Raw genomic sequence first — 22,785 nt, forward strand, 5'->3', positions numbered from 1 at the left:
CAGTCTGCTAAGCTGTCAGCCTGAGCGAGTCGGAGGCGGGGAGGTGTTGGCATGGCGAAATGGGATGGCGCCTATACTTGGCACAAGCGGCCGTCGGCTGTCGGGGCGCCGGAGCGGCTGCGGGTGGCGACGTGCCAGATCCCCGTCAGCCATGATATCGCAGCGAATACGACGCAGATTCTGTCTCTGATAGAAGCGGCCGCGAAAGCCGGCGCGGATGTCGCGCATTTCCCGGAATGCGCTTTGTCCGGCTATGGCTCTGCCAATTGGCCTGATTGGACCGGCTTCGACTGGGCGGCCCTTCAAGAAGCACTGGAATCGGTCCGATCGGCCGCGCGTGCGCATCGCGTTTGGATCGTGGCCGGCTGCGTGCACCGTGACGAGGCCATCGGGCGGAAATTCAACTCCGTCTATGTCGTGGATCGCGATGGCAATCTCGTCGGCCGCTATGACAAGCGTTGTTGCTCGGCCAATGATTTGCGCGCTTTCGAACTGGGCCGTCGGCAGCTCGTTCTCGACATTGACGGCGTTGCCTGCGGCTTCCTCATTTGCCGCGATTGGAGCTATCCCGAGGTTTGGCGGGAATATGAGGGACGTGTCGAGCTGGTCTTTCATTCCGCCTGTGCCGATGGACAAGGCCGCGACAAGAACGAGACGCACACCATCCCCGCATTGATGCAGGCCTATGGCAGGCAATATCTCTATGCGGTCAGCTCTTCCAATTCCTGCCGGCAAAGCCAGGACTATCCGAGCCTCTGGATCGAGCGTGGCGGATACATGGGCGGCCAGGCCACGCGCCATGAAGCGGGCTTCACGATCAATGCACTTGCCGACGACCCGGAACAGGACCGCTTCTTCGCCGCGGTGCTGGAATCGCATCGCGCAGAGCGGATTTTATACGGCTTGGCCGAATAATGAGTAGATCGGCCGGGCCGGCATCCATCGATACCGGCCCGTGCACATTCAAACCGTCTTGCTACCCGGTTTATCGTCCGGCTGATGCCAGGAGCGGCCGTCGCGTCCGATGAGTTCATCGGCGCAGGCCGGGCCCATGCTGCCGGGGGCGTAGGGATCGGGCTTGCCGCCCTCGGCCCAGAGATCGAGGAAGGGCTGCACGGCCGCCCAGCCGGCTTCGATGCCATCGGCGCGCTGGAACAGCGTCTGGTCGCCGACGAAAAGCTCGTAGAACAGGCTTTCGTAGCCCGTCTGCTTGCCGATGTCGAAACGGTCGGCATAGCGGAAATCGAGCGAAACCGGCGCTGTTTTCAAGACAAGTCCCGGCGATTTGATCGAGATTTCCATGTCCAGCCCTTCGTCGGGCTGCACCTGGATGATCAGCTTGTTCGGCGGCAGTTCGGGACGCGAGCCATGGCGGGGGAATTGTGCGAAGGGCACCTGACGGAAGGTGATGACCACCTCCGTATCGCGTGCCTTCATCGCCTTGCCGGTGCGCAGGTAGAAAGGAACGCCCGCCCAGCGCCAGGTGTCGACCAGGAGCTTCAGCGCCACGAAGGTTTCGGTGTGGCTGTCGGGCGCAACATCGGCGGTCTCTGTGAAGGCTGGCAGATCCCTACCGGCGATCGGACCGGCGGCATAAGCACCGCGCACGCCGTTTTTGGCCGCATCCTCATGCGAATAAAGGCGTAGAGCCTTCAGGACCTTGCCTTTTTCGTTGCGGATCGCTTCCGCGTCGAAGCTGTTCGGCGGCTCCATCGCCACCATCGCCAGAAGCTGGAAGAGATGGTTGGGCACCATGTCGCGCAATGCGCCGGTCGCGTCGTAGAATTTGCCGCGCGTGCCGACATCGACAACTTCCGCCGCGGTGATCTGGACATGATCGATATAATTGTTGTTCCAGAGCGCCTCGATCATCATGTTCGCGAAGCGCGTCGTCATGATGTTCTGCACCGTTTCCTTGCCGAGGAAATGGTCGATGCGATAGATCTGGCTTTCCGCCACATGGTTCAGCAGCCGCGCGTTCAGCGCTTGCGCCGAGGCGAGATCATGGCCGAAGGGCTTTTCGATCGCGATGCGGCGGAATGCGCCGGTTGCCTCGTTGGTCAATCCGTTTTCGGAAAGCTTTTCGGCGATGTCGCCAAAGAACTGCGGCGGCACGGCGAAATAGAAGGCTGCATTGGCGCTCGGCGCATGGGCGAGATGCTCTGCGATTTCTTTGTAGACGGCATTCTGGGTGAAGTCGCCGGAGATATAGCTGATGCGCTTGCGCAGGCTCTGCCATGCCGCCTTCCGTTCCGAGTCCTCCATGTCGCCGGAGGTTTTCAGAAAGGATTCCAGCCGCTCCAGCAACATGTCGACGCCGCCGGCTTCGATGCCGATGCCGAGGATACGCAGATCCTCTCCGACGAGGCCGCTGCGGGTCATGTTGATCAAAGTCGGGATGAGCAGCCGCCGGGTGAGATCGCCGGCGGCGCCGAAGATCACGAAGGTCAGCGGCGGTGCCGGTGCGACGTCGGGGGTGCTCATGCGTGTACCTCGGCCAAGCGGATGAACATCGGGTTTCTGGATGACATGGGGGTATCTCCTCAGACCTGTAGCAGTTTTTGCGTTGGCTGCCGCTGTTCTAGCGCGGGCTGGCGTCGGTTGTCGATGGGATCAAGCAGGGTCTTTCGGCGGCCATTGGCGGGCTGTGTGCACCAACGCGAGTATCCAGATTTCATCGCCTGCAATTTCGTAGACGAGTCGATAATTCCGATGGACGACATATTCGCGCGTTCCCTCGATTACGCCCGCACGGCCCATTTGGGGTATTCGGCCCAACCGTTCCCCAGCGTGGCTGAACAATTCATCCATGCGCAACGCTGCGGCTTGGTTATCGTTTATGATGTATTGAAAAATGTCGAGACGATCCAGTTCTGCCTGCGGAGTCCAGATGACCCTCATCGAGATCCGCTTCTGAGCTGGTTGCGAAGAGTGGAAAAGGTGGCTTCTACCTCTTCATTCGAGCGGCCTTGGCCGGCCCGCATTGATGCTCGAGCGATTTTCACTTTTTCTCGAAGAAACGCTTCATATGCAGGCTCGTCGTGCTGCCTGCCGACGTAATCTCGAAGAAGTTCGCTGACGATCTCTGCCGCTGGCCTGTGTGCGGACTCTGCCGCAGCCAGGAACTCGGCGTGAAGTTCAGGGTCGAGGCTGATCTCAAATACGGCTTGTTTGGGCATGTCCGATCCTCGATGCGAGTGCGATCCAGTATAATCGGCACCGGACCGCATTCAAGTCGCAAGGTTGGAAGTCTACTTTTTCACCGCCACCAGAAACAGCCGCGGGAAGCGCAACAGCACCTTGCCGTCCACAAGCGGCGGATAGGCCTTTTCGATGTGCTTCAGATACTCGGCCGTGAAGGCATCCCGGTGCTCGGCGCCGGCATGATCGAGATAGGGCCGCAGGCCCGTGCCCTTGACCCACTCGACGATGGCAGCAGCATTCTCCAGCGCGTGATTGTAGTTGGTATGCCAGATATCGACGCGCGCCGACTTGCCGATCAGCCTGTTATAATAGACCGAAGGCGTGGGAAGGGGATTGCGGCGCACGCTCTTCTTGGCAAAGGCGTCGCTCCAGGGGCCGTTCTTTGCGGTTTCCTCCATCATCAGATGGCTAAGCTCGGTGAGATTATCGGGCATCTGGATGGCAAGCACGCCACCGGGCTTCAGCCCGTCCATCAGATGATCGAAAATCTCGAGATGATCGGGCAGCCACTGAAAGACGGCGTTGGCAAAGAGCAAATCGACGGGTGTCTCGGGGCGCCAGGTCGCGAGATCGGCCTTGACGAAAGTCGTGCCGGGCATGCGCTTGCGCGCCGCTTCCAGCATGTTCTCATCGCTGTCGAGACCGGTGACACCGGCGGCTCCGTAACGCTCGACAATCAATTCCGTCGAATTTGCGGGGCCGCAACCGAGATCGATGGCTCGTTCGATGCGCTCCAGAGGCACCTGCGCCAGGAGATCGCGCGCGGGACGCGTGCGTTCATCCTCGAATTTCACATATTGGCCGGCAGACCATGCCATGAGCGTATCCTCTTCCTAGATTGCATATTCCATCGGTTGAATCCGGACTTTGTCGATATTTCGACCATTGAGTTTGACCACTTCGAAGGCGAGTCGGCCAGAGTTGAAGCTCTCGCCCTCGTGCGGCAAATGGCCAAGGCCCCAGAGAATGAAACCGGCAAGCGTCGAATAGCGATCGGCCTCGTCGATAAGGTCGATGCCGACCAGCTTCGAGAGGTGGCGAATGTCGATCCAGCCGTCGACGGTCAGCGATCCGTCCTCGCCCTTGTCGATGGTCAGCGGCTCGTTGTCCTCGTCGGGGAATTCGCCCGCGATCGCTTCGAAGAGGTCGGTGGTCGTCACCAGTCCTTCGATCTCGCCATACTCGTCGAGAACCAGCGCCATCGCCTGGTTGGACTGGCGCAGCCGCTCCATCAGCTTCAACACATTGATGCTTTCATGTACGGCGAGCGGCTGACGGATGGAGCGCTTAATATCGATCTCGCCGTCCTGCAGCAGATCGCGCATGACGTCGCGCGCGCTGGCGATGCCGATAAAATTGTCGAAGCTGCCGCGGACGACCGGAAAGCGCGAATGGCCGATCTCGATGACGCGACGCTGCTGCTCCTCACGCGGCTTGTCGAGGTCGAGACAGACAATATCGGTGCGTGGCGTCATGATCGAGCGGGCCGAGCGATCTGCAAGCGTCAGCACGCCATGGATCATGTCCTTTTCCTCCGTCGAGAACACTTCCTCGGTCACCAGCTTTTCGGCTGTCCGCTCGCTTGCTTCGCCGAGCGTGCCCTGCGGCCGTTTCGCGCCGAGCAGGCCAAGAACGGCGTCGGCGGTGCGGTTGCGAATGTTGGTTGGTGTGATCAGCCGCTCCTTGTTGTGCCGGGCGAGCTGGTTCAGGGCCTCGATGATGATCGAGAAGCCGATTGCCGCATAGAGATAGCCCTTCGGCACATGGAAGCCGAAGCCTTCGACAACAAGCGAAAAGCCGATCATCATCAGGAAGCCAAGGCAGAGGATGACCACGGTCGGATGTTTCGAGACGAAGGCCATCAGCGGCTTCGACAGGAACAGCATGACGCCGACGGCAACGATCACGGCAACCATCATCACCGAGAGTTCCTGCACCATGCCGACGGCGGTAATGACGCTGTCGAGCGAGAAGATCGCATCGAGCACGACAATCTGGACGATCACCTGCCAGAAGACGGCATGAACGACCTTCTTTTCCCCCTGCGCCTCTTGCCCTTCCAGCCGCTCGTGCAGTTCCATCGTGCCCTTGAACAGCAGGAACAGGCCGCCGACGATCAGGATGATGTCGCGACCGGACAGGCCGAAGCCCCAGACCGAGATCAGCGGCGCCGTCAGCGTCACGACCCAGGCAATGGAGGCGAGCAGCGCCAGGCGTATGATAAGAGCCAGCGCCAGACCGATCATGCGCGCCGCATCGCGCTGGTGCGGCGGCAGCTTGTCGGCAAGGATGGCGATGAAAACGAGATTGTCGATGCCGAGAACGATCTCGAGAACGATCAGGGTAGCAAGCCCGATCCAGGCGGATGGGTCGGATAGCCAGTCGAAGATCATTAATTCCTAAGCTTGGCGCCGGCCATGATGGGCCTGCCAATTCTTTCCTTCAGTTTTTCGGATGATATGCCGCGCGCCAATGCTGAAGCGCGGCTAGTACAGCCGTCGCTATCCGGATCGCTCAGACCAAGCGGGTCGGCTTTCCTGGGACAAGAACTATAAGGCTCGCTATCGGGCATGGCCTGCTATCTGGACACGAAATCGCATTTGCGCAAGGGCATTGGGCGGATCAATCTACCCAAGTTGCATGACATTTTTTCGAAAATGCTTTTTTTGCCCATCGTTTCGACCGCTCTGAAAGGTTGACGGCAGTCCGTCTTGCCCTCGGAGCGAGGCTTAAAATTGTGTGATGACGCTGATCCCCGTGCCTTCGGCCTTGTCCAGCATCGTCAGTGCCGGAACGGCCTCCTCCAGAGTTATTCTGCGTCCGATCAGCTTTTGCGGTGCGATCTTTCCGGCCGCAAGCATGTCGAGCATGGCATCGTAGCGCCAGGCCTGCATGCCGTGGCTGCCGTAGATTTCCAGCTCATGACCGATGACCTGCGCCATCGGGATCTGTGGCGTCGCATGCTCGCCGAGCATCAGGCCGACCTGCACATGCCGGCCGCGCCGGCGCAGGTTCTTGATGGAGTTGAAACAGGTTACTGGGTGGCCGAGCGCATCGATCGACACATGCGCGCCGCCCTTGGTAATCTCGCGCACCGCTTCCGCGACATCGGCGACGCTTGCCGCGTTGATCGTCGCGACAGCACCGCATTCGCGGGCGAAAGCCAATTTCTCGTCTGAAATATCGATGGCGATGGCGTTTGCACCGAGCGCGCTGGCGATCATGATCGCGGAGAGGCCGACGCCGCCGCAGCCGTGCACGGCAATCCATTCGCCGGGACGGGTTTTCGCCTGGTCGGCGACGGCGCGGAACGAGGTGGCGAAACGGCAGCCAAGGCTCGCCGCTGTCGCGTCATCCACCGTCTCGGGCAAATGAACGAGATTGGTATCCGCATAGTCGATCGCCACATATTCGGCAAAGGAGCCCCAGTGCGTGAAGCCGGGCTGGAACTGGTTGGGGCAGACCTGCTGGTTGCCGGAATGGCATTCGGCGCAATGGCCGCAGCCGGACACGAAGGGAACGGTAACACGATCGCCGACCTTGAAACGGACCACGCCTCGGCCGGTCGCCACGACCTTGCCGGCAAGCTCGTGCCCCGGCACATGCGGCAGCCTGATATCCGGATCATGGCCCATCCAGCCATGCCAGTCGCTGCGGCAGAGCCCGCTCGCGCCGACCGCGATCACGACGCCGTCCTCGCCCGGCGTCGGGTCCGGCAGGGTGCGGATCTCGGGCATCGCCTCGAAGGACTCGTAATACATGGCTCTCATGGGAGTTCTCGCTTTTCCTGACGGTCGATGCAGGCCATCATTTTTCCTGATGAACCTATTCGTCAAGCTGTTGTTTCGGCGCATGAAAATTGCGCTATGAATGCGGTATCAGGCGCTTTGTTGCAAATGGATTCTGCCGTGCAGTTTCTGCTTGACCCTGGGATTGTGCGACTATTTGCTTTTCGCACTTTAGAGAGGAAACCACCATGGCCGTCGATACATCGCCACGCACCACCACCTGGACCCATGTCGAAGGAGAATGGCTCACCGGCAATCCGCCGCTGATCGGGCCGACCTCGCATGCCATGTGGCTTGCCTCGACCGTGTTCGATGGCGCACGCTGGTTCGACGGCATCGCCCCCGATCTCGATCTTCATTGCCAGCGCATCAACCGCTCGGCTGTGGCCATGGGGCTGAAGCCGATCAAGACATCAGAGGAAATCGAGGCTCTTGCCTGGGAAGGCATCAAGAAATTCGACGGCAAGACGCCGATCTACATCAAGCCGATGTATTGGGGCGAGCATGGCTCCGCAGGCAGCGTGGTCGCCGTCGATCCGGAATCGACCCGTTTCGCACTCTGCCTGTTCGAAGCGCCGCTCGGCGGCAGCGGCGGCGTCACGCTAACGGTGTCGCCTTTCCGTCGTCCGTCGCCGGAAACGGCGATGACCGACGCCAAGGCGGGCTCGCTCTATCCGAACAGCGGCCGCATGATCCTAGAAGCAAGGAAGCGCGGCTTCGACAATGCGCTCGTGCGCGACATGAACGGCAATGTCGCCGAGACCGCCTCTTCCAACGTGTTCATGGTCAAGGACGGTGTTGTCTATACACCGGTCGCCAACCGCACCTTCCTCGCCGGCATCACCCGTGCCCGCGTCATCGGCCTGCTGCGCCAGGAGGGTTTCGACGTGCGCGAGGAGACCTTGTCCGTCGAACAGTTCATGGCCGCCGACGAGATCTTCACGACGGGCAACTATTCCAAGGTCGTTTCGGTCAACCGCCTGGACGATCGCGAATTCCAGCAGGGACCTTTGGCCCGCAAGGCTCTGGAACTCTACATGGATTGGGCGCACGGACGCAGCGCCAGCGAAGAATGAGTGCGATAACAAAGCGCTGAGCCTGGGTGAAGCGCAGAGTTCGGCGGAGCCGCCTTCCGCCGGATCATTCGTCAGGAATAATCGATGCGCTTTCGGATCGGAACAAACATAGACGACAAGGCGCTAAAGAATAAATCGCGATCTAAGAAATATTGAGAATTAATCCCGCAGCGATTGCTATTGTGGTAAAGTGAACTTGGTCGGCAAAACCACTAAGGAGGCCGCCATGAAAATCTCTCTTCCTGCGTCTGTCTATCTCTTCGACTATTACAGGGTTTTTCTTCAGCTCTGTGTCGTGTTGGCGATTGCATTCATCATCTATTCGACGCTGTTCGGATTGACCTGGTGATATCGGAAGCGATCGAAGCCGTCGGCCCGAAGGCCGACGGGTCAATGTTATTAAGAGGTAGTCGACGATGAGCCTGAGCTTTCCCAACCGCAGCCGCAGTTACGATGCCTCGGCACGGCGCATCCGTTTCACCGGTCATGACGGCATGTTCGAGGTCCCGTTTCTCGTCGAGGCGGATGTCTTCCCGGGTGCCAGCACCGAGGCCGGCTATCTCGCTGCCTTCGATGCCGGACGCGACGTGGTCCAGAAGGCCGCAGCGAAAGCCTATGGCTATGCCCGGCGGCGTCTCTACATCCTGACGGCGAATGATTTTCGCTGACGGGATTACTCCGCCTCTTTCCGGGGGCTGACCCACCAGCAATAAATTGCCCCGATCGCCAGCAGCACGCAGGTTCCGAGAAACACTGCGCGCATTCCGATATGGCCGCCGACGAAACCGCCCATGACGGGACCTACCACCTGGCCGACGAATTGCGACGATGTGGCTAGGCCGAGGATGCTGCCGGCCGCCGCATCCGGCACATTGTGGCGAATGACGGCGGTGATGCAGGGCAGGAGCCCGCCAAGCGCCACCCCCATCAGGAAGCGCAGAGCAATCAATTGCCAGGCCGAGGTCACGAAGGCCTGCGGGATCAGCAGCAGTGCCGCGACCGCCAGGGCCGCCATGATCACGGTCCAATGGCCGATGCGGTCAGCGAGCTTGCCGAGCCATGAGGCCGACAGGATGCTGCCCAGCGCCGCGACGGCCATGACAACGCCGGATACCATTGTCACATTCGCATCGGCGACGAACTGCGCGACATAGACTGTTATGATCGGCTCGATCGACATGTTGGCCAGCATCAGCAGCAGGCCGATCGACAGCATGGCGATAACCGGGCGCTTGTCCGGAATGGACGCCCAGCCGCCGCTGGCTTTCGCCGCTTTCTTCCGCGCCGCCGATTTCTCCTCCTTGATGAGGAAGGTCGTCGCCAGGAAGGTGAAGAAGATCACGCCGCCGGCGAGCAGGAAGGTGCCGCGGATGCCGATTAGCGGCGGCAGTGCGCCGCCGATCAGCGGTCCCACGAGGTTGCCTGCCATGATGCCGGAGGAGAGCATGCCGAGCGCCCAGGCCGAGCGGAGCTTCGGCGTCTGGGTCGCCACCAGCACCATGGAGCCCGAGGCGTAGCCGCCGGCAAGGCCGGTGAACAGGCGCAGCGCCACCAATTGCCAGACATTGCCCGCCATGCCCATCAGCGAGATAGCGACTGTCATGCCGAGGCTGGCGCGCACCAGCATCAGCTTGCGGCCATAGATATCGCCGAGACGCCCCCAGAGCGGCGCGACGAAGGCGGCCGCGAAGAAGGTGGCGCCATAGGCGATGCCGGACCATTGCACGATGGCCGCCTTGTCGGTGATACCGAGCTCCTCGACATAGATCGGCAGGAAGGGAAGCAGCAGCGTCATCGCCACGATGGTCGTGAAGGAGCCGACGAGGCAGATAATCAGGTTCCGCATCCAATGAGCGGTTTCCGGCTCAGCAGGTGCTGCTGCATCCCATCTCGTCTCGGTCATTTCTTGGCCTTTGCATTCAATGTGTAAAACAGTTCCCGGCTGCCTGACGCCAGGATATGACCCTTCGCGGCGGCGAGCAGGTCGGTGCGGGTGAACAGGTCAGGAAGGTTCAGTCGGTCGACATCCAGCGCGTAGACGGTGACATGATAGCTGTGCACACGCTCGTCGTTCCAGGGCGGGCATGCGCCCATATAACCCCCGTGCGGCCCGTCCTTCAAGTTGCCGCCGCCGGCGCCGTTCTGGCCGCGCCGCCCATGGTCCGTGCGCTCGAGCGGCAGGCCGCTCGCCGAGGGACCGTCGCCATCGGCGCCTTCGGCAAGCACCGTGCGGGAGGCGGGAATATCGGCGAGAACCCAATGGACGAATTCCATCCGCGTGAAGTCTTTCGGGATGATCTTGTCGTCCTTGTTGAACAGCGAGAAGTCGGTCGGCACATCCGGATCGACCATGGTCACGGCATAGGAGCGCGTGCCTTTCGGCCCCTTCGACCATGACAGGGGAAGGCTCTTGTTCGGACCGGGAGCCGATTTGTCGTTCGGTGTCGAAATGCAGGAGGCATTCTCCGGCAACAACATCCGGCCGTTGCTCTTTTCGATCGTCACCTTGAGATCGGCCGATAGGGCCGGCGTGGCGGCTGCCGCGATGACAATGGCGGTGATGAGGGTGAGACTGTTTTTCATGGTGTTGCCCTTTCGCGTTTCGGCCCATGCGAGCTTTCGAGGGCAAGGTCTAGCAAATCCGTCCCGAGCGCTGGCGCACGAAAACGCTCAATATGCGGCCAGAAACGCTCACGCGCTGCGCAGCCGGTCGGCGAAGCGGCGAGGGGAGCGATAGCCTGTCGCAAGGGCCGCCTCGCGCAGCGACAGCCCGTCTTCGGCAAGCAGCGTCGTGGCCAAGGCAACACGCTCGCTCGCCAGCACGTCGCGCAGCGACGCACCCTCCCGCGACAGGCGGCGGCGCAGTGTTGCATTGCTCGTGCCGAGTTCGGCGGCGATGAGATCTGCCGTCCAGGGATGGTCCGGCTGCCAGCGCACCAGCGCACGCACCGCCTCAGCGGTCGTTTCCGGCGAGCCCGGCAGGGCGCCGCGCATGCCGAGCACCATGAGCACTTCCAGCAGGCGATGCTCGATCAGGGCGGTCGGCAGGCCGCCAGCGGCGATACCTTCGCCGGCATGCTGGACGGCAGTAGCCAGCAGCGGGTCCAGTGGCAGGTCGATCTGCGAGGCGACGTGGACGGGCGGAAAGGCCCTGGCGGCGCGGCGCGCGAGTTCATCGGGAAAGGTGATGAAGATCGCCCGATAGATGCCGCTCTGCGGATCCGGATCGTTGACGACATCGCCGCTCCAACCGGCGGGCAGCACGATCACCGTGCCGGCGGCAAAGCGCCGATGCCTTCCCATGCTCAGGATCTCCTTGGAGCCTTCGAGGATGGCAACGATCGAGAGCTGGGAAAAGGCTGAGCCGGCAATGCGCTCGCGTTCGCGCGTGACGAAGGTGAAGAGCGTGGAGTAGCTGTTTGCGCCGACCGGCATCGCGGCGGGACGATTGTCCTTGGCCGCCAGGCGGCGCAACTTTTCCAATATCTGATTGTGAGCCTCGGACACGACGATGGCTTCCTGCTGATGAGGGGGTGTCGTCAAGTTTGGACCACACGGGTGACGATGCCAAGCCCGCAAAGTGCCTTGTCGGTTCGCTTGGCGCATGTTATAAACTGATTGCGTTTTGCAATCAGTTTTCGACCGGCCGGCAAGAATCGAGGTTGGCCGCCTGCCCTAGAGAGGAGACGCATCATGAGTTCTCTTGAAACTGTCCGCTGCGATACGGTGCGGCGCCTGTTCATCGCCTATGTGGCGCAGCATCCCGATATCGTCGATCCGATGCTGGCCCCCGATTTCACCTTTTCCAGCCCGCGCGACGATCACATCGACCGGCAACGGTACTTCGAGCATTGCTGGCCGAAGGAGAAGGTGTTTCGCGACATTCACATCGAACATCTGGTGCCCGACGGCGACGACGTGATCGTCAGCTATCGTGCCGAGAAGATGGACGGAAACAGTTTTCGCAATGTCGAGCTGATCCGCTTTGCCGGCGACAGGATCGCCGAAGTGAACGTCTATTTCGGGCGCAACGTCTAGCCGCGATCAGACAGCGGCAACCTTCGACATGGCTGCCGCCAGAGCGGTCGAAGGGCCACTCATGGGGTGGGCGGAATTTTCGGGGAGCAATTGCGCGGCGTCGGTCATGGAGGCCTGCGCGAAAACCACCGTGACGGAGCCTTCGTCATGGGCTGCCTCCACCGCCTTGGCGATAGATGCCAGATAGGCGGGCTGGTCACCCGCCCGGAACAATGCCCATGCGCCGGGGATCAATCGAACCTCGATCGCAGCGCCTGTCGCCTTGGCCGCCGCCTCGAACAGGTTGGTTGTTGGAGCGATCGTCGTCTCGACAGTGCAGAGCACGATCACCTTGCCACCTGCCTTGACGGCCTCTTCAGCAAGGACGCCATCGGCTCTGATGATCGGGACCGCCGCGTCTGCAGTTGCTTGCGATGCCGCCGGGCCGAGAGTGGAGCAATTGAGCACGACAGCATCCGCATCCTGTGCAAGGCGCTGCAGGACATCAGTCGTCTCCATCACGATATCGCTCGTCAGCCCTCCCAGCCGCTCGGCAGTCAAGAGGAGATCGGCGCGGACATGGTGATGAAGGGCGCCAGCCGGAAGGCCAAGCTGCCTTGCTGCATCCTCATAGATCGGGATATTGCTGTCGGCTGTGTGCAGGCAGGCTATTTTCACGGAATTTGTCTCGCTGAGGCCACTCGACACGGTCGGGATTCGCCGAAGCTAGCCTCTGACGATCTCGTTGTCGACGCGTGTCATGTCGCAGATCATGGCCGTGCGGCTTCAACCTGAGAGCAGCCTGACGCCTTGGCGTGCGCTATTCGGCGTCCGCAACGGGCGCGATCGGTTCGATATCGACTTCCTGCGTTACACGTTCCTGGGCGACGTCGTCATTGCGCATCCGGTATTGCGGGGAATTGTCCCTCGCCGGAAGAAAAGCCGTGATCCGGTAAATGTCCGCCGCTTTCGGGGAAAGGCCTTTCCGGCTCTTGAGTCGAACGATCTGGCCGATGGGGAAACGGTGGATGGGCACGGTACACTTCTTCTTTCCGGCCACCTCTGTTGCATGGCCTTGTTATCATGGCGCTCTCGCGCGAATGTCGTCTATCGGGAAATGCATGTCCGGCAAGACGGCGGAGATGCCGCTTGCCGAACACCGTGGCTTGATTGAACGGAGTGATCGCGGGCTGCCAGTACATCCGTGGTCAGCGCCGCATTCCGTTCAAATCATGCCAATCTGAGTTTGGAAACCGAGCTGCGGCCCATGCCGTCCTGCTCGATTTCGAAAATCAGCTTCTGACCTTTCTTGAGGGTCTCCAGGCCGGATTTCACCACTGTTTTCGCGTGAACGAAAATAGCGACGCTGCCGTCGGTCGGCTGAATGAAGCCGTAGCCCTTTTCCAGGTCGAAATTCTTGACGATACCATTGAACATGCTGTCTCCCCGGGCCTGGCATGGTCAAATGATGGCAGCTGTGCCATCCATATTCAGACCATACGGTTGAGGAGATCGGCGGGTCGAGAACTCTGACGCCGCGAAGAGCCAAGCCACCCAAAACGATACGTTGCAACTACAGGATGATTGAGGCTTAAATAAGACCAGTCTTGGCTGAAAGAGCGAATAGGTCGTCGAATGCCGCATTTAAATGCGACACCCGTCCATGCCGGCTTGATCGGCGCAAGTGGTATACGACTGAAAGACAGGTAAATTTTCCTCCAGCATGCAACTTTTTTGGCATCTCGCCGGTTGCTCTTCCAGGTGACGGCTCCTATGTTCCGCATCACCTGCCGACGCAATTTTTTGCCAAGAGGAGATATGACCATGGCTTTCGAATTGCCTGAACTTCCCTATGATTACGAAGCCCTTTCGCCCTTCATGTCGCGTGAGACCCTCGAGTATCACCACGACAAGCACCACAAGGCCTATGTCGATAACGGCAACAAGCTCGCCGCTGAAGCCGGCCTTTCGGATCTCTCGCTCGAAGAGATCGTGAAGAAGTCCTTCGGCGCCAATGCCGGCCTCTTCAACAATGCTGCCCAGCACTACAACCACATCCATTTCTGGAAGTGGATGAAGAAGGGCGGCGGCGGCAACAAGCTGCCGGGCAAGCTCGAAGCAGCCTTCGCATCGGATCTCGGTGGCTACGACAAGTTCAAGGCCGATTTCGCCGCTGCCGGCGCCACGCAGTTCGGTTCGGGCTGGGCCTGGGTTTCCGTCAAGAACGGCAAGCTCGAAATCTCCAAGACCCCGAACGGCGAAAACCCGCTCGTTCATGGCGCCAACCCGATCCTCGGCGTCGACGTATGGGAGCACTCCTACTACATCGACTACCGCAACCTGCGCCCGAAGTATCTCGAAGCCTTCATCGACAGCCTGATCAACTGGGACTACGTCCTGGAGCGCTACGAAGCCGCAACGAAATAAGCTTCGCCATATTGGCTGGCTTTCACACCCGGCGTCGTCTTGGCGCCGGGTGTTTTCTTATCCGCCGATCGTCAATAATGATGTTGTTCGCGTACCGCTTTGCCGGCCCAAGGAGGCTGCATGTCGTCCACACCGCTCTTCCGCTTCGGTGTCGTCGCAGATCCGCAATATGCCGATCTGGAGCCAAACCTGACCCTCAATCGCTATCCGTCCAACAGCCTTGCCAAACTTCGCGAGGCGATAGAGGAATTCAACCGACACGAGCTCGCCTTCGTCGTGACCCTCGGCGATATCATCGATCGTGAATGGAAGAGCTTCGACGCGATTCTGCCCGTTTACGAGACCTTGCGACACCCAAAGCACTTCCTGCTCGGCAATCACGATTTCGCCATAGCGCCTGAGCATCTGAAGGCTGTTCCCCAGCGCGTCGGCATGCCGTCGGCCTATTACGATTTCGGCCATGCGGGCTATCGCTTCATCGCGCTCGACGGCAACGAGATCAGCGTCTTTGCGCCGCCGGAAGGCGATCCGCGCCGAGATGAGGCGAAGGCGCTGATGAAGGCGCTGGAGACTTCGGGGGCGTCGAACGGCCAACGCTGGAATGCCGCCATCGGCAGTACCCAATATGCCTGGCTTGCGGCCAGGCTGCAGGAGGCGAAGACGGCGGGCGAGAAGGTCATCGTCATGAACCACTACCCGATCTTCCCGGACGATTCGCATAACGCGCTCGACAGCGACCGCATGCTGGCGCTGCTTGCCGAACACGATCATGTCGTCGCCTATCTCAACGGCCACAATCACGCCGGCAATTTCGGCGCCGTCGACGGAACTTACTTCGTCAATTTCAAAGGCATGGTCGATACCGAAGACAGCAATGCCTATGCGATCGTCTCGGTTTATGAGGATCGGCTTGATGTTGCCGGGTTTGGACGCGAGACAAACAGAAGGTTGGCGTTGAGCTGACGTTCACTCCGCCGCCATCCGCATCTCTGCCACATCCCGCTTCGGCGGTGTGCCGAACATGCGGGTATATTCACGGCTGAATTGCGATGCGCTTTCGTAGCCGACCCGATAGGCGGCGCTCTCCACATTGGCGTGACCGGCGACCATCAGGCGGCGGGCTTCGAGCAGCCGCATCTGCTTCTGATATTGCAGCGGCGTCATCGAGGTCAGCGTCTTGAAATGCTGATGGAACGAGGAGGGGCTCATGCGCGCCGCGGCGGCAAGCTGCTCGATGCGCACCGGCTCGGCGAAATTGTCACGCAGCAGGCGGATGGCGTCGGCAATGCGGCGCGTCTGGCTGTCCGGAAGCCCCAGCTTGCAGACCTCGCCGCCGTTGGGGCCGGTGAGTAGCCAGAAGCAGATTTCCCGCATGATCGCCGGATAGAGCACCGGGATGGCCTTTGGGGTCGCGAGTAGCCTGGTCAATCGCACCAGGCAATCGGCAAGCGATTGGCTGAGATCCTCGACAAAAATGCCGAGACCGGCACCGCCCGTCGGTTTCGGCGGCGTGTCGAGCTGCTCCATCACCTCGCGCATCATGCCGACATCGAATTCGATGGAGATGGCGATATAGGGCTTCTCCACGCTTGCCTGGACCACCCGGCCGGATGCGGGCAGCTCGATGCTGATGACGAGGGCCTGCATCTCTGAATAGTCGATCACCCTGTCGTGCAGCATCAATTGCTTGGCACCCTGGACGATGACACAGAGCGCCGGCCTGTAGATCATCGCATGCGGCATTCTCAGCTCTGTCGAGCGCATGATGTGCAGGCCGTCGATGCCGGTCGGAAATATCCCGCTGTCGCCGTGATCGCTGGCTTCGATGAATTGCGTGATCGCATCTCTAAGGGCTGACGACATCGGCGGTCTCCGGGGCAGGGTGCCATGCTATCATCATAGCAGGGGGATGCCGCCCGACAAGGTGGTTGGAGGAATAGGCAAGAAATTCGAGAGTTCCGGCATTCAAGGAAATGGCTCGACGGGCGTAGGCTTCCGTCATCAAGCATTCCCTGGAGTACGGCAAATGACGACTGAAAATATCGATAAATCAAAGGCAAAGATCGCAATCATCACAGGCGGCAGCCGCGGTCTCGGCCGAAACACGGCCATTCATCTCGCCCGCCGTGGTGTCGATGTCATCCTGACCTACAACTCAAATAAGGCAGAAGCCGATAGCGCTGTGACCGAGATCGAGGCGCTCGGACAGAAGGCCGTGGCACTGCGGCTCGATGCCGGAAACGTCGCCACGTTTGATGATTTCATCGCGGCCATCGGCCAAGCGCTGCGCCAGATCTGGGGGCGGGACCGTTTCGATTTTCTCGTCAACAATGCCGGCACGTCCTATCACGCGTCTTTTGCGGAAACGACGGAGGCCGAGTTCGACAAGCTCTACAACGTCCATTTCAAGGGCGTCTATTTTCTGACGCAGAAGCTGCTGCCTCTCATTCAGGATGGCGGCCGCATCGTCAACATCTCCTCCGGCCTTGCCCGCTTCAGCAACCCGGGCTCGTCGGCCTATGCGGCGATGAAGGGAGCGGTCGAAGTTCTCACGCGATATCTGGCCAAGGAGCTCGGCTCTCGTGGCATCGCCGTCAACACGGTGGCGCCGGGTGCGATCCAGACAGATTTCAGCGGCGGCATCGTCCGCGACAATCCCGAAGTCAACAAGATGGTTGCGTCCATGACGGCACTCGGCCGGGCCGGCGTGCCCGATGACATCGGCCCGATGATCGCCTCGCTGCTGTCGGAGGATAATCGCTGGGTCAATGGCCAGCGCATCGAGGTCTCCGGCGGCATGGTGGTTTGATTGTTGATTTCCAATTTGATCGATGGCTGCTTGACCCAGGGATGCGGACTATGAAACTCCACGGCAACACGGTCCTGATCACCGGCGGCACCAGCGGCATCGGCTACGAACTTGCGGCCGAGCTCTCGAAACTCGGCAACAAGGTTATCGTCACCGGCCGCGACCAAGCCAATCTAGACGCCACACGACAGAAGTTGCCCGATGTCCACACCATACGGAGCGATGTCAGCGATCTCTCGGCAATCGCCAGCCTCTATCAGCAGGTCGTCGGAGAATTTCCGGAGCTGAACATGCTGATCAACAATGCCGGCATCATGCGCAAGATCAATCTCCAGACCCATGAGAGCGATCTTTCCGACATTGTCAGAGAAATTGACATCAACCTCAGCGGATCGATCCGCATGGTCATGCAGTTCCTGCCGCATCTGAAGACCAAGAGCAGCGCCGCCATCGTCAATGTCTCGTCAGGGCTCGCTTTCGTGCCGCTGCCGATTTCGCCGATCTATAGTGCAACGAAAGCGGCGATCCATTCCTTCACGCAATCGTTGCGCCTGCAGCTGAAGAACACCAATATCAAAGTCATAGAGTTGGCGCCGCCGGGTACGGAAACGCCGCTCTTTCACGGCGATTTCACCGCGCAGGATACCGGCGGTGTCACGCCGATGCCTCTCAAGACCTTGGTCCGCCATGCAATCGCTGGCCTGAAGAAAGACAGGCTGGAAATTCGCCCCGGCCTTGCCAACATCCTGAAATTGATGAGCCGTGTCGCACCAGACTTCATGGTTCGCCAGCTCGGACGGTCAGTGGGTCTTATGCATGCCGAGCGGGACTAGCCGGCGCCGGCTTGTGCATTCACCTGCCAGCCGTTCACCCACATCTGCCGCAGGCCGTCGCCTTCGCCCTTGAACGATCGTCCGGTCGCCTCGCAGCTCTCAATCCTATCGCTGCGGAAGTTGCGGATCGCCTGGCGCAGCTCGCACCAGGCGACGATGTTGGCTGTTTCGGCATAGTAGATCAGCGCGATCGGCCGGATGATGCGCTCGGTGGCGCGGCCGAGTTCGTCGCGATAGGCGAGATCCAGCTTCTCCTCGTCACGAATGGCGCGGCGCACGAGCGCCAGATCGATGGCCGAGGCTGATGGCGCGGCAAAACCCCAGGCATGCAGCGCATTGGCTTCGAAGGTTTGGCGCAATGGCGGCGGCACGGCGCCGGCAATCTTGGCACTGACACGCTTGGCCGCCTGCTTCAGTTCATCATCGCCGGTGCGCTCCAGCAGCGCCAACGACAAGACGATCGCCTCCATTTCCTCGATCGAAAACATCAGCGGCGGCAGGTCGAAGCCGGGACGCAGGATATAGCCGATGCCGCGTTCGCCCTCGATCGGAACCCGCATCGCCTGCAGTGCTGCGATATCGCGATAGACGGAGCGAACGGTCACCTCCAGCCGTTCCGCAATATCGGCTGCTGTCACCGTCCTCTTGGCCAGCCGCAGGATCTGAATGATCTCGAACAAGCGCGACGCCTTGCGCATTTCATCCTCTTAACTTGAAGACTACTGACAACACCCCGTCAGTTGGCCTGATCTATAAGACTGCCTATCGAATTGAAAATCAACAATTTCCTCTGCCGGATTCGGGCGGAGGAGGATAGGCAACTGACATGGGTTACGCTGAAAATCTCTGGCTCTTCTTTCTTCTTCTCTTCGGCATCATCATCGTGCCGGGCATGGACATGCTGTTCGTCCTTGCCAACTCATTGACCGGCGGCAGCAATCGCGGATTGGCTGCCACCGGCGGCATCATGCTCGGCGGCGTGCTGCATTCGCTGAACGGCGCTCTCGGTATCGGCCTGCTGATGCATTTCGTGCCCATTCTTTTCAATCCGCTGCTCATTGCCGGCGGCGCCTATATGGCTTTCATCGGGGTCACGCTGATGCGCAGTTCCATCACCGTCGGGCATGAAGGGCCGGCCGGCAGCCGCTCCGCCTGGAAGGCTTTCCGCCAGGGAGCGGTGACTTGCCTGATCAATCCGAAGGCCTATCTCTTCATCTTTGCCGTGTATCCGCAGTTTCTGAAGCCGGATTACGGCCCGATGTGGATACAGGCCGTCATCATGGGAGCCATGACCATAGTCACGCAATTTGCCGTCTATGGCGGGCTTGCCGTCACTGCCGGGCGCAGCCGTAATCTGCTGGTCGCCAATCCCCGCGCGACCGCCTTTGCCGGCCGCGCCGCCGGGTTGCTCCTTGTCGCGGTCTCGGCATTCGCCGTCTGGGAAGGGCTGAGGATGGGTTGACGTTGGGAGCGGCAAGGCCAGTGTGTCAGGAACATGACACTGATTTTGCTGGGTTCTCACCACTTTGTGACTTCATTGCCGGAGCGGAAACCGGCAAACATGTCACTCGCAATGCGCCGGCCGCGCATGCGGTCTTTATTATCCGTGGAGAGGTAGGAGAACGAAATGAAATGGAAAGTGATTGTGGCGGCAACGGCTTTGGCCGGCATCGCCCTGGGTTCGGTCGTTGCAGCCGACGGCACGCATGATTCCCGCATCGGGATGATGAAGAAGATCGGCGGCGCGGCGGGCGCTCTCGGAGCGATTGCCAAGGGCGACAAGCCCTATGATGCCGACATCGTCAAGGCCTCGCTGACGACGATCGCTGAGACGGCAAAGGCGTTTCCGGATCAGTTCGGCCCGCAGAGCGACAAGACGGATGCCGAGGTCAACCCGAAGATCTGGGACAATCTCGATGACTTCAAGGCCAAGGCCGCCAAGCTTTCCAGCGATGCCGAGACGGCGCTGGCCCAGCTCCCGGCTGACCAGGCCGGTGTCGGCGGAACGCTGAAGACCTTGGGCGGCAGCTGTGGCGCCTGTCATCAGGCCTACCGCGTCAAGAAAGACTAAGCGGTAGGTCAGCCTCGTCTGAAAATTGGTTTTGGCATCCGCACCGGCCTTGCCGCCGGTGCGGAGTCCTGTAGTTTTAGAGTCAGGCTAAGGGGGTAGACATGATGGCGCGGTTTGTCCGGTGGCTGCTTTGCCTCTTCGGGGTGATCATTCTCGGCTTTGGTGCATTCTATTTTGTGACTGCGCCGTCGCCCCTGCCGGCAAGCCATTGGTCCAATCTCGGTGACCCCGATGTCAAGAACGGCGAGATGGTGTTCTGGGCCGGCGGCTGCACGAGCTGTCATGCGGCGCCCGGCGCCCAGGGAGACGCCAAGTTGGTACTGTCAGGTGGTCTGGCGCTCACCAGCCCCTTCGGCACCTTCCATGTGCCGAATATTTCGCCTGACGAGAAGGCCGGGCTTGGCAGCTGGACGCTCGCCGATTTCGGCAATGCCATGAAACGGGGCGTCGGCAAGAACGGCGAGCATCTCTACCCGTCATTTCCCTATGGCTCCTATACCCGCATGAGCGACAAGGACATCAACGATCTCTGGGGCTTCTTAAAGACCCTACCGAAGAGCGACAATGTCGCGCCGCCACATGAGCTGCCGTTTCCCTTCGATATCAGGCTGGCGCTTGGCGGTTGGAAATTCCTCTATTTCAACGACCAGCCGCGCATCGTCCTCGCCAATGCCGATGATAAGATCAAACGCGGGCAGTATCTTGTGGAAGGGCCGGGCCATTGCGGCGAATGTCACACGCCACGCGATAGTCTCGGCGGCTTCGTGAGCGGTCAATGGCTGGCCGGAGCGCCCAATCCCGAGGGCAAAGGGCGGATTCCGGACATAACCCCCGGCTCCAAGGCGATCGGCAGCTGGAGCGCCGGCGATATCGCTAACTATCTGGAAACCGGCTTCACGCCCGACTATGATTCCGCCGGCGGCTCCATGGCCGAAGTCCAGCAGAACATCGCCCATTTGCCGGCCGCCGATCGTGAGGCAATCGCCGCCTATTTGAAGGCGTTGCCGTCCCGGTAAGGCGAAGGGATTGTTAGACCACGCCCGAGCGCCGGGCGAGATAAAGATGCGTTTCGTATCGCAACTCGAATTCGCCGCCATGGGCATTGATGGTATCTGCAATGGCGGAAAGAAGCGCTTCCCGTTCCTCCGGCGGTAAAAGCCGATAGCCTGACAGCGTGCGCAGCAGGTCGGTATAGCTTTGCGCGGTATGCTTCCGGCTCCAGCGATAGCAATGCTGTGCCGGCGCTTCGAAATATTCGGATTGGCGCAGCAATTCCGCGAATGGACCGTCCGGCAGATACCATGCCTCCGCCGGAGGGCCGGAAAGCTGCGGTGCAAGACGGGCGTAGATATCAGCAAATTGTTCGGCGAGCGGTGACTCTGGTGGCATCGGCACGTTGCCGAAAACAGCGAGCGTGCCATCAGGCGCAAGTTGGGCGGCCGTCTTGGCAAAGCGCAATTCCGGCGAAACCCAGTGGAGCGATTGCGCTGCCGCCACAAGCTTGAACGCTCCCGGCTCGCTCGGCCATGCCTCGAAGGTAGTCTGCGCGAAGCGGACCTTTGGGAAGCCCTCAAGGTTCTTCCTGGCGACCGCGATCAATTCTTCGCCCGGATCAAGCGCGAGAACGGAAAGACCTCGGCGCGCAAACCCTTGCGTTGCCTGTCCTGTGCCGCAGCCGATTTCAAGGACCGCATCGGTGTCGCTGAGACTCGCGAAGGCGATGACACCATCGAAGAGCGCTTCGGGATAGATGGGGCGAGCGCTGCCATACAAGCTGGCGACGCCATCGAATGTGAACCGCTGTTCCAAGGCGTACCCCCAGTTGCAGATCGAAGCCGGACGGCCTTTTTTCTAGCGTATTTTCATTGAACTTTACAGCGCAACGAGTTTGGCGTGCAGCAACGGGATTGGGCGATCGTGGACGCAGCGGTGAAGCATAAAGTTCCCTATTTCAGCCAGTGGGAAACGCCTGATATGACGCTGGCCGTGGTGGCTGAAGGCGCGCAAGCGGCCTTGCTGAAAGACCCACTTTGGGCGTCTTCGGGAGCCCGCAATGTCGAGGACTATGCCCGCTGGGCCGGCAATCTCTGCGGCATGGCCTGCCTGAAGATGGTTCTTGCCGCCCGCACTGGCAAAACAGTCCCGATCATGGATCTGGCCATGGGATGCAAGGATCACGGCGGTTATGTCGAGGAGCAGGACGGCAGGATCAAGGGGCTGATCTATGCGCCGTTCGTTCCCTTCGTCAGGGATCGTTTCGGCCTGAATGCCAGGGTCGTCACCGGAATTCCGGTCGCGGAGATCGGCGATATCCTCACGCAATCGCAGTTCTTCATCGCCTCTGTCCACCATTCCATCCGCTGGCAGGACACCGTGCCGCCGGCGAAGGGCGGCCATCTCGTGCTGGTGACGGCGCTCGAAGGAGACCTGATCCGCTTCCACAATCCATCAGGCCATATCGCTGCAACGCGCGAGAATGTGGGAATGCCGCTGGAGACGTTCGACAGGTTCTTTGCCGGGCGCGGGATCGCCATCGATCGCTGATTTCAGTGCGTTCAAC

28 protein-coding genes are annotated in these 22,785 nt (G+C 60.4%); 14 read left to right on the forward strand and 14 right to left on the reverse strand.

What is annotated here, in order from left to right; genetic code table 11:
- Window positions 1-51 precede the first annotated feature (51 nt).
- Window positions 52-915: a carbon-nitrogen hydrolase family protein gene (locus JTP94_RS09015; protein WP_204850173.1), complete on the forward strand. Its 864-nt coding sequence runs from the start codon at window positions 52-54 to the stop codon at window positions 913-915.
- A gap of 48 nt (window positions 916-963) precedes the next feature.
- Here JTP94_RS09015 and zwf read toward each other — a convergent pair whose 3' ends face one another.
- From zwf to JTP94_RS09045, 6 genes are all read right to left on the reverse strand, one after another.
- Window positions 964-2,484, reverse strand: coding sequence for a glucose-6-phosphate dehydrogenase (gene zwf / locus JTP94_RS09020; RefSeq protein WP_204850174.1), 1,521 nt, complete (start codon window positions 2,482-2,484; stop codon window positions 964-966).
- A 129-nt stretch (window positions 2,485-2,613) separates the two neighbouring features.
- Window positions 2,614-2,901 carry a type II toxin-antitoxin system RelE/ParE family toxin gene (locus JTP94_RS09025; protein WP_204850175.1) on the reverse strand — a complete coding sequence of 96 codons (288 nt, stop codon included), beginning with the start codon at window positions 2,899-2,901 and terminating at the stop codon, window positions 2,614-2,616.
- Window positions 2,898-3,179 (reverse strand): antitoxin of toxin-antitoxin stability system, encoded by a 282-nt coding sequence (locus JTP94_RS09030; RefSeq protein WP_204850176.1) that lies wholly within the window; start codon window positions 3,177-3,179, stop codon window positions 2,898-2,900. The genes JTP94_RS09025 and JTP94_RS09030 overlap by 4 nt, the downstream gene beginning before the upstream one ends.
- Before the next feature lie 72 nt (window positions 3,180-3,251).
- Window positions 3,252-4,022: a trans-aconitate 2-methyltransferase gene (tam, locus tag JTP94_RS09035; RefSeq protein ID WP_204850177.1), complete on the reverse strand. Its 771-nt coding sequence runs from the start codon at window positions 4,020-4,022 to the stop codon at window positions 3,252-3,254.
- Window positions 4,023-4,037: 15 nt separating this feature from the next.
- Window positions 4,038-5,597: a TerC family protein gene (locus JTP94_RS09040; RefSeq protein WP_204850178.1), complete on the reverse strand. Its 1,560-nt coding sequence runs from the start codon at window positions 5,595-5,597 to the stop codon at window positions 4,038-4,040.
- A gap of 336 nt (window positions 5,598-5,933) precedes the next feature.
- A complete protein-coding gene (locus tag JTP94_RS09045; protein ID WP_204850179.1) occupies window positions 5,934-6,974 on the reverse strand; it encodes a zinc-dependent alcohol dehydrogenase family protein in 1,041 nt (346 codons plus the stop codon).
- Window positions 6,975-7,180: 206 nt separating this feature from the next.
- Between JTP94_RS09045 and JTP94_RS09050 the strand changes: the two genes are divergently transcribed.
- The 3 genes from JTP94_RS09050 (at window position 7,181) to JTP94_RS09055 (ending at window position 8,736) form a co-directional block, all read left to right on the forward strand.
- Window positions 7,181-8,068 (forward strand): branched-chain amino acid aminotransferase, encoded by an 888-nt coding sequence (locus tag JTP94_RS09050; protein WP_204850180.1) that lies wholly within the window; start codon window positions 7,181-7,183, stop codon window positions 8,066-8,068.
- A gap of 226 nt (window positions 8,069-8,294) precedes the next feature.
- On the forward strand, window positions 8,295-8,417 hold the full coding sequence (locus JTP94_RS35750) for a hypothetical protein (RefSeq protein ID WP_271024474.1): 123 nt from the start codon (window positions 8,295-8,297) through the stop codon (window positions 8,415-8,417).
- A gap of 67 nt (window positions 8,418-8,484) precedes the next feature.
- The gene (locus JTP94_RS09055) at window positions 8,485-8,736 is read left to right on the forward strand and encodes a DUF1488 family protein (RefSeq protein ID WP_034508033.1); all 252 of its coding nucleotides are present in this window, start codon (window positions 8,485-8,487) and stop codon (window positions 8,734-8,736) included.
- A gap of 5 nt (window positions 8,737-8,741) precedes the next feature.
- Here JTP94_RS09055 and JTP94_RS09060 read toward each other — a convergent pair whose 3' ends face one another.
- From JTP94_RS09060 to JTP94_RS09070, 3 genes are all read right to left on the reverse strand, one after another.
- Window positions 8,742-9,971 (reverse strand): MFS transporter, encoded by a 1,230-nt coding sequence (locus JTP94_RS09060; protein WP_204850181.1) that lies wholly within the window; start codon window positions 9,969-9,971, stop codon window positions 8,742-8,744.
- On the reverse strand, window positions 9,968-10,651 hold the full coding sequence (locus JTP94_RS09065) for a YbhB/YbcL family Raf kinase inhibitor-like protein (protein ID WP_204850182.1): 684 nt from the start codon (window positions 10,649-10,651) through the stop codon (window positions 9,968-9,970). The genes JTP94_RS09060 and JTP94_RS09065 overlap by 4 nt, the downstream gene beginning before the upstream one ends.
- 108 nt (window positions 10,652-10,759) lie before the next feature.
- Window positions 10,760-11,575, reverse strand: coding sequence for a helix-turn-helix domain-containing protein (locus JTP94_RS09070; protein ID WP_204850291.1), 816 nt, complete (start codon window positions 11,573-11,575; stop codon window positions 10,760-10,762).
- Between the two features lie 186 nt (window positions 11,576-11,761).
- Between JTP94_RS09070 and JTP94_RS09075 the strand changes: the two genes are divergently transcribed.
- Complete coding sequence (locus tag JTP94_RS09075) at window positions 11,762-12,106, forward strand: nuclear transport factor 2 family protein (protein ID WP_204850183.1); 345 nt, start codon at window positions 11,762-11,764, stop codon at window positions 12,104-12,106.
- Window positions 12,107-12,112: 6 nt separating this feature from the next.
- Here JTP94_RS09075 and JTP94_RS09080 read toward each other — a convergent pair whose 3' ends face one another.
- The gene (locus tag JTP94_RS09080; protein ID WP_204850184.1) at window positions 12,113-12,763 is read right to left on the reverse strand and encodes an aspartate/glutamate racemase family protein; all 651 of its coding nucleotides are present in this window, start codon (window positions 12,761-12,763) and stop codon (window positions 12,113-12,115) included.
- Between the two features lie 82 nt (window positions 12,764-12,845).
- Here JTP94_RS09080 and JTP94_RS36015 point away from each other — a divergent pair, with 82 nt between their 5' ends.
- Window positions 12,846-13,259, forward strand: coding sequence for a hypothetical protein (locus JTP94_RS36015; protein WP_204850185.1), 414 nt, complete (start codon window positions 12,846-12,848; stop codon window positions 13,257-13,259).
- A gap of 56 nt (window positions 13,260-13,315) precedes the next feature.
- On the opposite strand, the gene JTP94_RS09090 is transcribed toward JTP94_RS36015, so the two are convergent.
- Window positions 13,316-13,522 (reverse strand): cold-shock protein, encoded by a 207-nt coding sequence (locus tag JTP94_RS09090; protein WP_034508022.1) that lies wholly within the window; start codon window positions 13,520-13,522, stop codon window positions 13,316-13,318.
- Between the two features lie 387 nt (window positions 13,523-13,909).
- Between JTP94_RS09090 and JTP94_RS09095 the strand changes: the two genes are divergently transcribed.
- Together JTP94_RS09095 and JTP94_RS09100 are read left to right on the forward strand one after the other, a co-directional pair.
- A complete protein-coding gene (locus JTP94_RS09095; RefSeq protein ID WP_204850186.1) occupies window positions 13,910-14,512 on the forward strand; it encodes a superoxide dismutase in 603 nt (200 codons plus the stop codon).
- A 120-nt stretch (window positions 14,513-14,632) separates the two neighbouring features.
- A complete protein-coding gene (locus tag JTP94_RS09100) occupies window positions 14,633-15,475 on the forward strand; it encodes a metallophosphoesterase (RefSeq protein ID WP_204850187.1) in 843 nt (280 codons plus the stop codon).
- 3 nt (window positions 15,476-15,478) lie between these two features.
- Here the strand turns inward: JTP94_RS09100 and JTP94_RS09105 are convergent, their stop codons facing one another.
- Entirely contained in the window at window positions 15,479-16,375 is an 897-nt protein-coding gene (locus tag JTP94_RS09105) for an AraC family transcriptional regulator (protein ID WP_204850188.1), read from the reverse strand.
- A gap of 163 nt (window positions 16,376-16,538) precedes the next feature.
- Here JTP94_RS09105 and JTP94_RS09110 point away from each other — a divergent pair, with 163 nt between their 5' ends.
- Window positions 16,539-17,321, forward strand: coding sequence for an SDR family NAD(P)-dependent oxidoreductase (locus tag JTP94_RS09110; protein ID WP_204850189.1), 783 nt, complete (start codon window positions 16,539-16,541; stop codon window positions 17,319-17,321).
- 50 nt (window positions 17,322-17,371) lie between these two features.
- Window positions 17,372-18,154, forward strand: coding sequence for an SDR family oxidoreductase (locus tag JTP94_RS09115; RefSeq protein ID WP_204850190.1), 783 nt, complete (start codon window positions 17,372-17,374; stop codon window positions 18,152-18,154).
- Here JTP94_RS09115 and JTP94_RS09120 read toward each other — a convergent pair.
- Window positions 18,151-18,852 (reverse strand): YafY family protein, encoded by a 702-nt coding sequence (locus tag JTP94_RS09120; RefSeq protein WP_204850191.1) that lies wholly within the window; start codon window positions 18,850-18,852, stop codon window positions 18,151-18,153. The genes JTP94_RS09115 and JTP94_RS09120 overlap by 4 nt on opposite strands.
- A gap of 128 nt (window positions 18,853-18,980) precedes the next feature.
- On the opposite strand from JTP94_RS09120, the gene JTP94_RS09125 reads away from it, so the two are divergent.
- From JTP94_RS09125 to JTP94_RS09135, 3 genes are all read left to right on the forward strand, one after another.
- Window positions 18,981-19,616, forward strand: a complete 636-nt coding sequence (locus JTP94_RS09125) for a LysE family translocator (RefSeq protein ID WP_204850192.1) — start codon at window positions 18,981-18,983, stop codon at window positions 19,614-19,616.
- 165 nt (window positions 19,617-19,781) lie between these two features.
- Complete coding sequence (locus JTP94_RS09130; protein ID WP_204850193.1) at window positions 19,782-20,225, forward strand: cytochrome c; 444 nt, start codon at window positions 19,782-19,784, stop codon at window positions 20,223-20,225.
- Window positions 20,226-20,326: 101 nt separating this feature from the next.
- Window positions 20,327-21,241 (forward strand): cytochrome c, encoded by a 915-nt coding sequence (locus tag JTP94_RS09135; protein ID WP_204850194.1) that lies wholly within the window; start codon window positions 20,327-20,329, stop codon window positions 21,239-21,241.
- Window positions 21,242-21,254: 13 nt separating this feature from the next.
- Here JTP94_RS09135 and JTP94_RS09140 read toward each other — a convergent pair whose 3' ends face one another.
- Window positions 21,255-22,034: a bifunctional 2-polyprenyl-6-hydroxyphenol methylase/3-demethylubiquinol 3-O-methyltransferase UbiG gene (locus JTP94_RS09140; RefSeq protein ID WP_204850195.1), complete on the reverse strand. Its 780-nt coding sequence runs from the start codon at window positions 22,032-22,034 to the stop codon at window positions 21,255-21,257.
- A gap of 84 nt (window positions 22,035-22,118) precedes the next feature.
- Here JTP94_RS09140 and JTP94_RS09145 point away from each other — a divergent pair, with 84 nt between their 5' ends.
- On the forward strand, window positions 22,119-22,769 hold the full coding sequence (locus JTP94_RS09145) for a C39 family peptidase (protein ID WP_204850196.1): 651 nt from the start codon (window positions 22,119-22,121) through the stop codon (window positions 22,767-22,769).
- The last annotated feature ends 16 nt before the right edge of the window (window positions 22,770-22,785 follow it).

It is taken from the genome of Martinezella lusitana (genome assembly GCF_016901135.1).
In the GTDB taxonomy this organism is placed as follows: Bacteria; Pseudomonadota; Alphaproteobacteria; order Rhizobiales; family Rhizobiaceae; genus Rhizobium; species Rhizobium lusitanum_D.